Source organism: Sphingomonas colocasiae (genome assembly GCF_019880585.1).
GTDB classification, from domain to species: Bacteria; Pseudomonadota; Alphaproteobacteria; order Sphingomonadales; family Sphingomonadaceae; genus Sphingobium_A; species Sphingobium_A colocasiae.
Genome location: NZ_JAINVV010000011.1, coordinates 73,242 through 86,540, shown reverse-complemented (window position 1 = coordinate 86,540; position 13,299 = coordinate 73,242). Strand labels below are relative to the sequence as shown.

At 65.3% G+C, this 13,299-nt stretch carries 14 protein-coding genes; 3 read left to right on the top strand and 11 right to left on the bottom strand.

Annotation, left to right across the window (positions count from 1 at the left end; translation table 11 throughout):
* Positions 1 to 38: 38 nt before the first annotated feature.
* The 3 genes from K7G82_RS22010 to K7G82_RS22000 form a co-directional block, all read right to left on the bottom strand.
* Entirely contained in the window at positions 39 to 626 is a 588-nt protein-coding gene (locus tag K7G82_RS22010) for a lysozyme inhibitor LprI family protein (protein WP_222992104.1), read from the bottom strand.
* A 35-nt stretch (positions 627 to 661) separates the two neighbouring features.
* Positions 662 to 1,333 carry a hypothetical protein gene (locus K7G82_RS22005; protein ID WP_222992103.1) on the bottom strand — a complete coding sequence of 224 codons (672 nt, stop codon included), beginning with the start codon at positions 1,331 to 1,333 and terminating at the stop codon, positions 662 to 664.
* 63 nt (positions 1,334 to 1,396) lie between these two features.
* On the bottom strand, positions 1,397 to 1,795 hold the full coding sequence (locus tag K7G82_RS22000; protein ID WP_222992102.1) for a hypothetical protein: 399 nt from the start codon (positions 1,793 to 1,795) through the stop codon (positions 1,397 to 1,399).
* A 227-nt stretch (positions 1,796 to 2,022) separates the two neighbouring features.
* Between K7G82_RS22000 and K7G82_RS21995 the strand changes: the two genes are divergently transcribed.
* Positions 2,023 to 2,832 carry a hypothetical protein gene (locus K7G82_RS21995; RefSeq protein WP_222992101.1) on the top strand — a complete coding sequence of 270 codons (810 nt, stop codon included), beginning with the start codon at positions 2,023 to 2,025 and terminating at the stop codon, positions 2,830 to 2,832.
* Positions 2,833 to 2,887: 55 nt separating this feature from the next.
* Here the strand turns inward: K7G82_RS21995 and K7G82_RS21990 are convergent, their stop codons facing one another.
* The 5 genes from K7G82_RS21990 to K7G82_RS21970 all read right to left on the bottom strand — a co-directional run bounded on the left by K7G82_RS21990 (position 2,888) and on the right by K7G82_RS21970 (position 6,762).
* Complete coding sequence (locus tag K7G82_RS21990; protein WP_222992100.1) at positions 2,888 to 3,541, bottom strand: SCO family protein; 654 nt, start codon at positions 3,539 to 3,541, stop codon at positions 2,888 to 2,890.
* A complete protein-coding gene (locus K7G82_RS21985; RefSeq protein ID WP_222992099.1) occupies positions 3,528 to 4,004 on the bottom strand; it encodes a copper chaperone PCu(A)C in 477 nt (158 codons plus the stop codon). The genes K7G82_RS21990 and K7G82_RS21985 overlap by 14 nt, the downstream gene beginning before the upstream one ends.
* Positions 4,001 to 4,168, bottom strand: coding sequence for a hypothetical protein (locus K7G82_RS21980; RefSeq protein ID WP_222992098.1), 168 nt, complete (start codon positions 4,166 to 4,168; stop codon positions 4,001 to 4,003). The genes K7G82_RS21985 and K7G82_RS21980 overlap by 4 nt, the downstream gene beginning before the upstream one ends.
* Positions 4,169 to 4,274: 106 nt before the next feature.
* Entirely contained in the window at positions 4,275 to 4,673 is a 399-nt protein-coding gene (locus K7G82_RS21975; RefSeq protein ID WP_222992097.1) for a hypothetical protein, read from the bottom strand.
* 163 nt (positions 4,674 to 4,836) lie between these two features.
* A complete protein-coding gene (locus K7G82_RS21970; protein WP_222992096.1) occupies positions 4,837 to 6,762 on the bottom strand; it encodes a WG repeat-containing protein in 1,926 nt (641 codons plus the stop codon).
* 257 nt (positions 6,763 to 7,019) lie between these two features.
* Between K7G82_RS21970 and K7G82_RS21965 the strand changes: the two genes are divergently transcribed.
* Complete coding sequence (locus K7G82_RS21965) at positions 7,020 to 7,727, top strand: type 1 glutamine amidotransferase domain-containing protein (RefSeq protein WP_222992095.1); 708 nt, start codon at positions 7,020 to 7,022, stop codon at positions 7,725 to 7,727.
* 123 nt (positions 7,728 to 7,850) lie between these two features.
* The gene (locus K7G82_RS21960; protein WP_343228624.1) at positions 7,851 to 10,625 is read left to right on the top strand and encodes a LuxR C-terminal-related transcriptional regulator; all 2,775 of its coding nucleotides are present in this window, start codon (positions 7,851 to 7,853) and stop codon (positions 10,623 to 10,625) included.
* 6 nt (positions 10,626 to 10,631) lie between these two features.
* On the opposite strand, the gene K7G82_RS21955 is transcribed toward K7G82_RS21960, so the two are convergent.
* Genes K7G82_RS21955 through K7G82_RS21945 form a run of 3 tightly spaced genes read right to left on the bottom strand, consistent with a single transcriptional unit; the run spans position 10,632 to position 13,188 of the window.
* Entirely contained in the window at positions 10,632 to 11,234 is a 603-nt protein-coding gene (locus tag K7G82_RS21955) for a hypothetical protein (protein WP_222992094.1), read from the bottom strand.
* Positions 11,231 to 12,442: a M48 family metallopeptidase gene (locus K7G82_RS21950; RefSeq protein ID WP_222992093.1), complete on the bottom strand. Its 1,212-nt coding sequence runs from the start codon at positions 12,440 to 12,442 to the stop codon at positions 11,231 to 11,233. The genes K7G82_RS21955 and K7G82_RS21950 overlap by 4 nt, the downstream gene beginning before the upstream one ends.
* Positions 12,442 to 13,188: a hypothetical protein gene (locus tag K7G82_RS21945; RefSeq protein WP_222992092.1), complete on the bottom strand. Its 747-nt coding sequence runs from the start codon at positions 13,186 to 13,188 to the stop codon at positions 12,442 to 12,444. Before K7G82_RS21945 ends, K7G82_RS21950 begins: the two co-directional genes overlap by 1 nt.
* Positions 13,189 to 13,299 lie beyond the last annotated feature (111 nt).

Below are 13,299 nucleotides of genomic sequence, written 5' to 3'. Positions count from 1 at the left end.
GCCTTGGCAGGGTCTTCCCCGACGACCGGCCGGCCGGATCAATCGCGCCGGCGGGCGGTGCATTCCACGGTGCCGGCAGGCCCCTGAAATCGCATCCGCCGGCCATCGTCGCGTTTCAGCGTCACGAACGGTGTCCAGCCCGATCCGCCTGCCGCGATGGCCACGGCCAGGATCGTGCCCCGGCCATCGCCCAGCAGGACGGCGCCCGGCTGCCGCGCGATGGCGAGCTTGCCCGCCCATGGCGCGTTCGTGCAGCGCGTTTCCCGCCAGGCTTCGGCGGGAGGGGCGCCGAGCGCGGTGAGCACGGCGATCCTTTCGGCATAGGCATCGGCCACGCAGACCCGGCCCTCCTTGCGGAAGGCGCACAGCGCGCGGCGGCGGAACCAGTCGGGCTGGGATTCGATCCAGTCGGCCGGGGCCGCGCGGTCGGCGGCGCCGGCCGGATTCGCATCGAGCAGGGCGCGCACCCGATCATTCGCGGCGCGCAGTTGCGGATCCTCGCATATCAGCGTGTCGACGGCATAGATCGGGCGTGCGCAATCGACGATGGGCGGGCCGGGCGGTGGCGGCGGAACCGCGGTTGCGGGCGATGCGGACGCGAAGGCCATCGCCAGTGCCGGCGCCATCGCGCGGCATCGGCGCTGGAGCCGGCCGTGCGCCGTCACAGCCCCAGCACCATCACGCTGATCGCCGAGTTGAGCAGCGTGGCGGCCAGCCAGGTTCCAAGCGCACTGCGGATCGCCGGGGCCATGCGGACCCGCGTCTGCCTGTGTAGCCAGGTCGCCTCCACACCGACATACCAGATGATCGTGATCAGGCAGAGGATGATCCCGGCGAGCTGTGCCTCCACCGCGTGCGCGCGCGCCAGGATCGCGGCGATGCCCATCGCCAGCGCTGCCGGCGCCGCTACATAGCATTGCGCGAAGAACGGCTTGCGCAACGTTTCGCGATCGAGTGGCAGCTTTTGTCGTTTCAGCCGCCGCATCGCGAACATCAGCGGATAGATGGCGAACAGGATCGATCGCAGGATCAGCAGATTCTGCTCGGACGCCATCAATTCCTTGCCGATGCTGGTGCTCGGCGCGGGCAGCACCTGATGCGAGGCGATTTCGATGCTGTGCGACAGCAATATGGTGATCATCAGGAACAGGGGCGGGCTGAGCAGATCGGTGAACTGATCGTCGGGCTTGTCCGACATCTCCCGTTCCGAATAGCGCAATATCTCAAGCGGATGGCGAAGCGCGCGCCACATCGTCTTGGGATAGAAGACCAGCCACGACATCACTTCGTAGAGGAATTCCTCCAGCGAACGGACGATGCGCAGGAAATCCATTCAATATGCCCCGTGGATATGCGCGTCGATGCTGGCGGCGCCGATCGCCGCCCAGCATCCGCATCATTTCACGCTGATCGTCAATGTGTAGCCGGCGGTCTCGTTGCGGCGCGCGGCGTTGCGCATCAGATAGACGCGCACGGCATAATCGCCGCTGGAGGGGACGCGGAAACTGTGGCTGTTGCCGCTGGTGGAGCCGATGAACAGCGCCGCCTCCGCGCCGGGCGCGGTGATGTTGAAATAATTGGAGGCGTTGCCGGTCTTGAGCGAGACCGTCATCGTCTGGCCCGCGCGCACACCGACCATATAATCGACGATCTGGTCACCCTTGATCGCGGCCTTGATCGCCTTTGCGGATGCTCCCCGCGCGAACTGGACGCGTTCGCTGCGGATCGGCGCCTGCGCGATCGACGGCGCGGCGGCGAGGAGGAGGATGGCGGCGAGGGTCAATTTCCTGATCATGGCTGTTCTCCCGAATTGGCAAATGCGATATCCGAAATGGTGACGATTTCGTTACAGTAAAATTTTATGTCTGATCTTGTCGGGTGGGCAAGATCATGTATCATCTTTCTGTATATTCAAAAGAAAAATGCTGAAGTTCGGCATGGTAATTCGGGTTGTTTTTCTATTAACACCCGATCGAGTTTCTTGTGTTTGACGGATCTGGGGTTGTTCAAGGGGATCAGACGATGAAACAGGGATTTTCGCGTTATCTGGCGGCGACGGCCGCCGCCGCTTCTATCTTCGCCGCCATGCCGGCGGTGGCCGCCACGCCGGGCGATGTGCGCGATCTGGTCGGCGCGCGGGCGAGTTCGGGCGAGAATGCGCTGGCGGATCGCGGCTATTCGCTCACCCATTCGGAACAGGGCGACGACCGGACCTGGGGCTATTGGTGGAACCGGTCGAGCAAGCAATGCATCACCGTGGCGACGGTCGAGGGGCGCTATGATTCGATCACCGGAACGCTGCCCGCCGATTGCAACCAGAAGGCGGGTGGCGGCGGGAGCGGCGGCGCCGTGGCGGCGGCGGGCATCGCCGCCGCGCTGATCGGCGTGGCTGCGCTGGCGCACAAGTCGCACCATCATGACGATGGCAATCATTACGACAATGACCGCTCCGAAGCCGATTTCGAACGCGGCCACCGTGACGGCCTGTACGGGCAAAGCTACCAGAATTTCGGCCGGTCCGATCCCTATGTGCGCGGCTATGAATCGGGCGTGCGCCGGCAGGGGCGGGAGACCGGCTATCGCGACGACCATCGCCGCGCCGGCGGCTATCAGTCCGCGATCGATGTGAGCGACCTTCAGGGCGCGCGCGGCAGTTCGGCCGATAGCGAGATGCGCAATCGCGGCTTCGCCAATGTCGACGCGCTGAAGAGCGGCAATACCGCCTATACGATCTGGTACAGCCGCGCGACGCGGCAGTGCATGCAGATGGGCGTCGCCGATGGGCGGGTGGTGAATCTGGTGGATATCGGCAGTTCGCCGAAATGCCGCTGAACGGATGAACCGAACCGCGGGCCTGACCGGTCCGCGGTTCGGCGTGTCGATGCGGTCAAGCCTGGGTGATCGCGCGTTTCAGCTTCTCCGCCGCGACATCGTCACCTTCCTGATGGTCGATCGTCGTCACGAAGCTACCTTCGCGATCGATCAGGAAGATCGAGGCGGTGTGATCGATCGTATAGTCGCCGCCCTCGATCGGGACTTTCGCATAATAGATGCGGAAGGCCTTCACGATGCGTTCGATCTGCGCATCGGTGCCGGTGAGGCCGATGATCGGGGTACCGAACAGTTCGACATAACGGCCGATATCCTCGCGCTTGTCATGTTCGGGATCAACCGAGACGAAGACGATATCGAACTTGTCGCCGTCCGCTCCCAGCTTCTTGCGAAGCTGCGCCATGCGGTTGAGCGTGGTGGGGCAGACATCGGGGCAGCGGGTGAAGCCGAAGAAGATCGCATAGGGCCGCCCATGCAGGCTCTTGTCGGTGACGGTGCGGCCGGCCTGGTTGGTCATCGCAAAGCTGCCGCCATAGGCGGAGGCATAGGCGTCGGCCGCGCCGGGCGGTTTTTGCCGGCTCGCGAAATAGAGCGCGCCGCCGCCGAACGCGGCGATCAGCACGAGGGCCCAGAGCGCGAGGCGCAGGCGGCCGAGCGGGGACGGGGCAGGCGGCTGCGGAGCGGGCGGGGGCGGATCAATGACGTCCATGGCTGGCCTCCGCTCCGGTCGCGCCGATCGGCTGCACCTTCAGGCGCACGGCGATGGCGCCGGCATTTTCGAAACGTAGCGTGACCGGCACCTGCGCGCCGGGTGCAAGCGGCTGTTTCAGCCCGATCAGCATGATGTGATAGCCGCCGGGTTTCAGCGCGACGCCGCCGCCCGCCGGGATCGGCAGGCCGCCCGTTACCGGGCGCATGCGCATCACGCCGCCGTCCATCGTCATGCTATGGACTTCCACCCTGGCGGCGGCGAGGGAGGTGCCGCCAAGCAGCCGGTCCGCCGCCTTGCCGCGATTGACGATGGTCATGAAGCCGGCGCCGTTGCCCTGGCCCGGCGCGGTCTGGCGCGACCAGGGATTCTCGATCGCGATATTGCCCTGGCGGGCATTCTGCGCGGCCAGCGGGGTGATGGCCGTCGCGGCGAGCGCGATGGCCATGAGGGGATAGTTCATGAAAGTCCTTCCTGATGGGGGATTGGCGCCGTGCTTGGCGCCGAATGGATCGCGGCGTCGCCGAGCTGGAAGACCGCGCAGGCGGCGACCAGCAGCCAGCTCGACCGGCGGATACGTCGCAATTCCGCGATAAAGGCGCCGTGCGGGCCCGATATTATGATCATCTTCATGCCTTTTGCCCGCCGGCCCGTGCGTGGGGCTGGCGAAGCGCATGGGCGGGCCATGCGCGGTTCAGCGGCGAAAGCGGGAGGCGCTTCGCCGTGCGGCGGATCAGGCGTGCGCGGGCGGCCCGAGCGCGGGCGGCGGTGGCGCCGCGAGGCGATGGAGGATCAGGTCCGCGACCGCCGGCAAGGCGGGCGGGCGATGACCGGCGTGGTCACGGACCGCGAATGTCGCGGAAGGCGGCTCGACCATGCCGCCGCCCAGCCCGGTAGCGAAGGCACAAGGCGGTTCGGCGGATTTGTGATCGCCGGAATGCCCGTCCTTGCGTTCGATCGGCAGCAGGACCGTCGTCGCGCCTTCGCCGGTGCAGAGCGAAACGATGATGCCCTGAGCGGACGGCACGGGCATGAAGCCCATCGGCACCGCCGCGCGGATCGCCAGCACGCAGACGAGCAGCAGGGCAAACAGGCCCCGCGCCTGGCGCGACTCTCTGATCCGGGCGGTCATCGGCTTTGCCTTAGATGCGATCGGCGCTTTGTCGATGGGACATCTTGTCTCACCCTGAGGCGCTCCGAGTTGTGGAGGTGAGTTGGGCGATAGTGGTTGGAACGGAACGGCTGGAAATGGGAGACGAGCGGTCATCTGCAGATTATTGAGGGGTGATCTCGACCTATGACGCCGCGCCGGTGGCCAATCGCCGCCGCCGATAGAGCCAGGCGAAGGAGATGAGCATCACGATCACCCCGCCGATCAGAGCGCGGGGCCGCCAGCGTTCAAACATCGTAGGGAGGGCGCGCGGGGAAACCCAGCCGGGCGGTTCGGCACGTTTGCCGACCAGATGATCCAGCAATGCGCGCGTCCACAGCACGCTGTTTTCATATGGATCTTCGTCGAAAAACTCGGGGTCTGAGTGGCGGGCGACATAGGGATAAAAGACCTGGCGGCAACCCAGTGCCGCAACCCGGGCGCCATCCGGCCCGATCGGACACCAGGCGCTGCCATAGGATGCCGCTGTCCATGACACACCCTGATCGAAGCAGGAAAGTGCACGATATCGTGGGCCGATCACGACCTGTCCGTTGGCGTCCCTGAAGCCCCAAAGACCACGCCGTTCGAACAAGCGCAATCCGCCTGGGCAGGTGAGCGCCCGTTCTGGATTCGGCCGCCGCGCCGGTGGACGCGCGACCGGTTTGCCATGGACGTCGATCCAGCGGGCGGCATCGCCGTCGCCGACCCGGTAGACGCCTGTTCCTTCAAGGGTCAGCCGGTCGAAAGTGGGCGGTGCGGTAAATCGGCCCTCTCCATCGATGAGACCCCATTTGCCGCCCGTTCGGACGGTGGCGAAGCCATTGCGGAAATCTCCCTGATCTTCGAAGCCATCCGCGCCGCCGAGCAGGCGACCGTCCTGAGAAATGATGTTCGATCTGCCGTTGCGCCGGACGGTGAGCGGCCCGTCGCAGCGCCGTGTTCCATAGCCATGATCGAACCTGCCGATCAGCCGGCCGGGCATGCCGTGCCGGATTTCGTCCAGATCGCCCCGTTGGATGATGCTGAGGCCGCCTGGGCATTGCAGCAGGCGTTTGCCGTCGAGCGGATCGGTCCGCAGGACGCCGTCTGGCGTGACGCCGTACCACCTGTCGCCGGTCCGCACGCGCGGCAATGGGCTGGCGCTTGAGAGATCAACCTTGTCGAAATAGCGACCGGTGAGCAGCGTACCATCGGGGCGGACGATCGCCTCCCCCGGATTGCGGTGAATGCCGTCCTGATTTGTCGGATCGGCCTTCGCGGCCAGACCATAACGGCCCCACCAGTGCAGACTGTCGAACTGCAGCGGAATGACGAGGCGGCCATTGCGATCGACCACGCCGGAACGGATGGCATCGCGGCGATCCGCTTGACCGTCGGGCACGCCGCTGACGACAGCGAGCGCACCGTCGAGGCGCTCAACATGGCTGTAGCGTGGGCGGACTTGCCATGACCCATCGGCACGGATCAGGCCCCATTTTTCCCCTGTCACCGGATCGTCGATGGCTGCCCAGACAAGGTCGCGGCCCGGGCCGTCGAACGGGGTGAAGCTCAAATCCTGCGCGGTCAGCCAGCCTTTGGCGATGTGATAGAGCCCCGCACCGCTCTGACGATAGCCTATTGGATCGGGAAAGCCGGAGAGCGATCCGTCGTGCACGTCGCTGGCCGCGCGGCCTGGGCGCCGCGGCGTGGCGATGAAGCTGTCTGGACCGAACGGCATGATCCTGTCGAAATTCGGCAGCACCGCGAAACGTCCGGTGCGATCGATGATGCCGGATCCCCGCCCGGTCCGAACCTCCGCATATCCGTGAAGGAACGGGCCCGCCGCCCGGTAGCGTGCGGGAATGATCAGCTTGCCCGATCGGTCGATATAGCCGAAGCGCCCGCCGGTCCTGACGGCCGCGAGCCCTTCGCTGAAATGCTGCGCGATTTCGAAACGAAAGGGGATGTGCGGGATGCCGCTATCCTGGTCGACATGACCGCATAGTCGAAATGGCCCACCGCAGCGAGGCACCAGCGGGGCAGCCGCATCGGGGGACGAGGCGGCGGAAATCGACGCCGTCAGACCCACAAGGAAAAGCGTCGCGGCCCGCCTGACCATGTGTCGATGGGGCTGGACCCTAAAGAACAAAGCTTCCCATCACCCTGACACTCTCGATAACTTGGTTTCCATGAATTCGAACTGCATGCAACGGCACTTTGCTCGGGAATGGAGCATATCCGCAACGCCTGCAGGCGGATCGGTCATCACATACCCCCTTAAGTTGAGGCGCACCCCTGCACGCATCGGCGCATAGCGGTAGCCTGGATCATTCAGGGAAGGCGCCCATGTCGAAGAAAATCTTGTTCGTTCTGACCTCTCATGACGCGCTGGGGGATAGCGGCGGCAAGACGGGGACGTGGCTGGAGGAGCTGGCATCGGCCTGGTATGTGCTTGCCGACAAGGGGCATCGGCTGACGCTCGCTTCCGTCGCGGGCGGGGCGGCGCCGATCGATCCCGCCAGCCTGGAAGCACCCTGGTTGACCGATGCGGGCACGCGTTTCCTGGACGACGCGGCCGCCGCCGCCGCGCTGGCGGCGACGCCGCGTCTGGGGGATCTGGATCCGGCGGATTTCGACGCGGTCTATTTCGTCGGCGGGGCGGGCGCCGCGTGGGACTTTCCGGTGGATGGCGCGGTGCGTGCGACGATCGAGGCGATCGACGGCAAGGGCGGCGTGGTTTCCGCCGTCTGCCATGGCGTGCTCGCGCTGGCGGGGGCGAGTGCGCGAAACGGTGGCCCGCTGGTCGCCGGGCGCCGCGTGACCGCGATCAGCAATGTCGAGGAGGAGATGACCACCTTCGACACGCTGGTGCCGGTGCTGCCCGAAACCCGGCTGGTGGAACTGGGCGGCATCTATGCCAAGGCGGCGGAGCCGTTCGGCGCGCATGTGGAGGCCGACGGCAATCTGGTGACCGGGCAGAATCCGGCATCGGCACCGCTGGTGGCCGAGGCGCTGCTCGCGGCCTTTGCGCGGGAAGCGGCGGACGCGGTGTGATATTGTCTTTTTAAGCCGTTTGGGCTGAGCTTGCCGAAGCCCGTGACCTTTCCGGAAACTCAGTTGAAAGAAAGGGCAGGACTTCGACAGGCTCAGTCCGAACGGGTGTGGTCGTTATCGAGCGTGCACGTCGGAGCGCGAACGAGGGAGGAAGCGACGTCGAAGATCCTCAGCATCGCCGGCACGCGCGCGGCAGGTGACGGTGCGTTCGGCGTCGCCGGGGCCGCGTCGCGATCCCCTGCGGCCAATGGCCGCTATCGCCCGCCGCGCCTGATCGAGGCGCTGGTGCCGCGCCCCGGCGTCGCCCGGCGCATCGCCGAGGCGGAAGGGGGCGTGGTGCTGCTCGCCGGGCCGCCGGGCAGCGGCAAGACGACCTTGCTCGCCGGCCATCATGCGGTGCTGGCCGAACAGGGCGCGCCCGTCCATTGGCTGACGCTTTCGATCGAGGACAATGATCCCGCGCTGCTTGCCCGCCATCTGGCGCGCGCCTTTGCGGGGGATGCGCCGTGCACGCACGATGCGGGCGAGGGCGGCGATGCGCCGCATGCGGCGGCGGGCATCACCGGTTTCGTCGACGGGCTGGAGCGGATCAGCGATCCCCATGCCCATGCGCTGATCGAACGCTTCCTGCTGGCGGCGCCGGCGGACAGCCGCTTCCTCGTCACCGGCCACCGCATGCGCGGCACCGCGCTGCACGACGGCTGGCTGCGCGGCATGGTGTGCGTGATCGGCGCCGACCGGCTGAAGCTGACCGACGATGAGGCGGCGGCGCTGCTCGGCAAGGGCTGGACGCGCTGGGATGCGCAGCGGCTGAACCAGATCGCCGATGGCTGGGCGGCGGGGCTGCGTTTCTTCGCGCGCATGCCCGATGCCGCGCGCCGGCTGCTCCACGACAGCGGCGAACAGGCGGCGATCCCCGCCGAGATGGCCGATTATTTCGACGATGTGATCTGTGCCGGCATGGATGCGGAGACGCTGGCGGCGCTGATGGATGTGAGCGTGCTCGATCGCTTCACGCCCGAGGCGCTGGCGGCGATGCCGGATGCGCCCTGCCCATGGTCGCGGATCGACGCGCATATCCGCGACGGGCTGTTCATCCGTTATCTCGACGATGGGCGGAGCTGGGCGGCGTTCCACCCGGCATTCGGCCGCCATCTGCGCCAGCGGCTGCGCCGGTTCGATCCCGCCCGGCATGAGCAGCTGAAGCGCTTCGCGGCGACCTGGTTCGAACATAACGGCTTCGCGGCGGAGGCGATCCGCCACGCCGTGACGGTGGCGGACACCGCTTTCGCCGCGCGGATCATGGAGAATGTGGGCGCGATCCTGGTCGATCTGCGCGACGGACCCGATGTCGGGCTGGGCGAGCGCGTCTCGGCCAGCCAGGCCGGGGAATTGCCGCTGCTGTTCCTGGGGCAGCTTTATTTCCGCATCCGTAGCGGCCGGCTGGTGGAGGCGCGCACCGCGCTGGAGGATGCGCGCGCGGTGACGCACGACTTTACCGCGCTGCGCGACGGGGCGGACCGCGTCGCCATCCAGGGTTTCGCGCAATTGCTGAGCATGGTGCTGGAAGCGTCGGAAGACCGGCCGATCACCGAGGCCCGGATCGCCGGACTGGAGGCGGCGCTGGCCGCCTATATCGGCACGCAGCCGGTGCTGGCGGGCAGCGTCGCATCGCTGCTGACGCTCGTCTATCTGGAATTGTCGCGCTATGCGGAAGCGGCGACGGTGTGCGGCATCGGGCTGAAGGCGCTGCAGGAATATAGCGCGAGCAAGGTCGCGATCTTCCTGCGCATCCACCAGGGCGACGTCGCGCTGGCGCGCGACACGATCGACAAGGCGGTGCTGCATATCGAGGATGCGCAGCGGCTGGCGCGGATCGAGGGCGGCGGCAGCAGCTATGAAGTGCTCTCCACCCAGGTGCTGCGCGCGAACCTGCATTACGAGAATAACGAGCTGGATATCGCGCTGCGCATGCTGGAGCCGGCGCTGGCGCAGATGCACACGATCAACGGCTGGGTGCGGCTTTATGCCGCGGGCTTCGCCAATGCGGCGGCGATCGCGGGCATCCGCCAGGGGCTGGATGCGGCGGAGGCGCAATTGCGCGCCGGAGAGGCGCTGGCGCGCGAACGCAACCTGCCGCGCCTGTTGCAGTTCATGGCGATCGCGCGGCTGCGCGAACTGACGCGCGCGGGCGAATGGCGGTTGGCGATGGAGGCGATGGAGGCGCCGCCGCTGGCCGATCTGCTGGCGGCGGAGAGCCTGTCGCCCGCGATATTGGGCGTGCAGGTGCCGGCACTGCTGGAAGCGGCGCGGCTGATGATCGAACTGGGCCGCCCGCACGACGCGCAGGTCTGGCTCGACCGGATCAACAAGGCGTTCCTGGACGAGGCGGACAGCCGGCTGCGCTTCACCTTCCGCGTGATGGCGATGCGCGCGGCGCACGGCCTGCGCCGCTACAATGCGGCGGTGGAGCATATGCAGGCGGCGGTCGATCTGGCGCGGCATACCGGGCTGGTGCGGCGCGCGCTCAACAACCGGCTGCACCTGATCGAGATGTTCGACTGGTCGGTGCGCAACGGCCGGCATCTGCCCGCGCGGATCGGCGCCTATGTGGACGATGTGCTGCGCCGCGCCGACGGATCGGAAAGCGGCGCCGCGCTGCAACAGGCGAGCCCGCGCCGCGGCGTCGAGCAGCTCGCCAACAATTTCACGCTCTCCCCGCGCGAAACCGAGATCATCGCGCTGGTGGCCGAAGGCTATATCACCAAGGAGATCGCGACCCGGCTGGGCATTTCCGAAGGCACGGTGAAAAGCCACCGCAAAAAGATCCACGAGAAGCTGGGCGTGGCCAGCCGATCGCAGGCGATCGTGCGGGCGCGGGATTTGTTGATTATCTAAAGAACATTATTGGAGTTTTGCCGTATCCGCGAGCGTACGGAAATCGGTGAGCGTCGAATCGAAATAATGAAGGCGAGGGGCGTCGAAGGTGATCATGTAGAGCTTGCCCTTGATGATCGATGCCCTTGCTTCCCCTTTTCTGGTGAGTTCGTCCGCATCGGTATACTCATAGGTGAATTGCACGCCGTCATGGCCGAAGGCGCTGCCCGGCTCGGTCGACAGCAACTGGAAGGCGCCGATTTTCTTGTAGGTGCGATAGGTGCCTTCCAGCAGTTCGGGTATCTCGATCAGCAGCATGTTCGATTTGAATTTCGGCAGTGGATCCCGTTTCGCATTCGCTTCCCGAACCAGGGGTTTTCCCGATTCGATGCCGGCGAAGAATGTCACGTCGTTGAGCTGTTCGCCGTCCAGCGTCCAGGTTTCGCTGTTCTTGCCGGGCTTGATATCAAGGCGGTTCCAGTCGCGCGACGGTGTTACGGCCAGGGTGGAATCGGCGACCGTCACCGTTTCCCCCTTCACGCGCAATTTGTGCGCATGCGCGGCGGTGGCGCACAGGGTTGTCGCGAAAATGGCGAAGGCCGTGCCCTGAAGCATATTCCGGATTTTCATTGCGCAGTTTCCTCAGGGACCAGGAGTTTGATCATTTTTGCGTCGGACGCTGTGGGATCGAGTTCCAGATATTTCCGGAGCGCGGCCTTGCCGTCGGATGGTTTGCCGAGCTTGATCAGTGACAGGCCAAGCCCGCGGAATGCCGGGGCCTTGGTGCCGTCGAGCTCGACGGCCTTGGCGTAGAATTCGACGGCATTGGCCAGATCGCGTTGATTGCCCCGCGTGCGATAGAGTTCGCCGCGCGCCAGCCATAGATCGGCGGTCCATCCCTGTTTCGCGAGGTTGGCGATGATATATTCGCTGGCCCCGAAATCGTTCAACTTGATCTGATCATCGAGGAACATCGGCAGCCATGGCGCCAGTGCCTCGCGATATCGCGAGGCGCCGTCGTCGCGTCCATCGCCGTCGGGCGCGGCCAGCGCGGCCAGGGTGGCGGCGCGCTCGGCATTGGGTGGATGGGAGGCGGTGAAGGCGATCGCATCGAAATTGGGTTTCTGGAGCCCCTTTGTACGGGCCGAAGCTTCGATTTCACCCATGAGGTTCTGCCAGATCGCTGATGCGGCCTGCGGCCTCAGTCGGCTGCGATTCAGATAACCAAGCCCCAGCAGGTCGGCTTCGCGTTCGTTGTCGCGTCCGTACCGGAACAAGCTTCCATACACCGTGATTTCCAGATTTCGATAAGCCTGCCGGGTGTTGTAGCTTGGCGACATGCCGGCCAGCAGCCCTCCCCAGGCCAGGAAGTCATACCCGCGTCTGGTCGATTTGAAACGCGTCAGGCCATGGCGTTTCTCGAAATGGCCGAATTCATGACCCATCACTGCGGCGAGTTCGGCTTCGTTCTGTATTCTGAGCAATATGCCGCTGAAGATGCGCATCGTACCATTCGGCGTCATGGTGGCGTTGAATGTCGGCTCCCGCAGCACATAGATCCGTGCGGAACCACAGCGATCCGTGCCCACGGCATCGCACAGCACCTTGCGGAGATAGGCCGTCAGCTTTTCGTCGTTGATGACCAGCCGGGAGGCGGCGAGCGCGCGTTCGCTTTCGTCATCTTCGCGCCAGAGGCCGATCTCGTCCACGCCCTGCGGCTGGTATGCACCTTGATATGGGGGCGGGGGCGGCGCGACCTGCGCGACCGCGTGATTCCATGTCAGGCAGCCCAGAAGTCCAGCCAGTGCGGCCCGGCCGTGTCGCCCGGAGGCGGCCATCACGGCTTTCCGAGTTCGCTGCCGGGAAATTGCTCGAGAAGCTGGCTGACGCGCTTTTCCGAGCCAAGGCTTTCCCTGACGTCGCCGCCCATCGCGGCATCGGCGTTAAGCCAGAGCAGATCCCCGGTCTTGAGGTCGACAAGGCCGGCATATCCCTGATGCTCGCCCGATTTCACCGAGATCCCCGGGCCGATCAGGGCCAGGACCTGCAAAACCTTTCGCCCGGTCGAGCCATAGGCATCCTTATTGTATATGAAGATGCCATAATCCGCATCCTTCGCGCCCGGCAGATCGGCGACGCCCTTGCCCAGCGACCAATCGAAAACAGCATCCTTATTGTCGCGCTTCTTGGTGGGCAGCCTGTTGCCGACGAAGAACTGATATTCGATGATCGAGCGGGATATCGCCGCGAACAGCGCCATATGTTCCTGAACGTTGCGCGTGTCGTCGCCATAGGCTTCGGGGGCTGCGATCACCTCGTTGCCCAGCTGGCCCTGGAGTTTCTCGAGCGCGGCCTGGATATTGGCCTTGGCCTGTTCGGTCCATTCCGCATTGGGCTCGAACATGCCGCCGGTCGATTGGGATCCGACGCTGACCGAGGGGCGGAAGACCAGGATCTTCTTGCCGCTTTTGGGTGCAAGGCTGAAACCCTGCTTTACGGCAGAGCGTTCCTGCGCATTGGCCGGCAGTTCCACGGTCATGGTAAGACAGCTCGCCAGCGCGAGCCATCCAAATATCGATTTCATCGGAGCCCCCTCCACAATGCGGCATTTCCCAGTGCCGCATCTGAAATTGATAATCTCCTGTCAGGAACGCCGCAAGAGATAGGCAGGTTAAAATGCCTGATCTTGCTCCAT

Coding starts and splice junctions, on each gene's coding strand:
- K7G82_RS21950 (WP_222992093.1), bottom strand. CDS start 12,442: ATGGCCGCCTCCGGGCGACACGGCCGGGCCGCACTGGCTGGACTTCTG.
- K7G82_RS21990 (WP_222992100.1), bottom strand. CDS start 3,541: ATGGACGTCATTGATCCGCCCCCGCCCGCTCCGCAGCCGCCTGCCCCG.
- K7G82_RS21955 (WP_222992094.1), bottom strand. CDS start 11,234: ATGAAAATCCGGAATATGCTTCAGGGCACGGCCTTCGCCATTTTCGCG.
- K7G82_RS21980 (WP_222992098.1), bottom strand. CDS start 4,168: ATGATCATAATATCGGGCCCGCACGGCGCCTTTATCGCGGAATTGCGA.
- K7G82_RS22010 (WP_222992104.1), bottom strand. CDS start 626: ATGGCGCCGGCACTGGCGATGGCCTTCGCGTCCGCATCGCCCGCAACC.
- K7G82_RS21995 (WP_222992101.1), top strand. CDS start 2,023: ATGAAACAGGGATTTTCGCGTTATCTGGCGGCGACGGCCGCCGCCGCT.
- K7G82_RS21945 (WP_222992092.1), bottom strand. CDS start 13,188: ATGAAATCGATATTTGGATGGCTCGCGCTGGCGAGCTGTCTTACCATG.
- K7G82_RS21975 (WP_222992097.1), bottom strand. CDS start 4,673: ATGACCGCCCGGATCAGAGAGTCGCGCCAGGCGCGGGGCCTGTTTGCC.
- K7G82_RS22000 (WP_222992102.1), bottom strand. CDS start 1,795: ATGATCAGGAAATTGACCCTCGCCGCCATCCTCCTCCTCGCCGCCGCG.
- K7G82_RS21965 (WP_222992095.1), top strand. CDS start 7,020: ATGTCGAAGAAAATCTTGTTCGTTCTGACCTCTCATGACGCGCTGGGG.
- K7G82_RS22005 (WP_222992103.1), bottom strand. CDS start 1,333: ATGGATTTCCTGCGCATCGTCCGTTCGCTGGAGGAATTCCTCTACGAA.
- K7G82_RS21985 (WP_222992099.1), bottom strand. CDS start 4,004: ATGAACTATCCCCTCATGGCCATCGCGCTCGCCGCGACGGCCATCACC.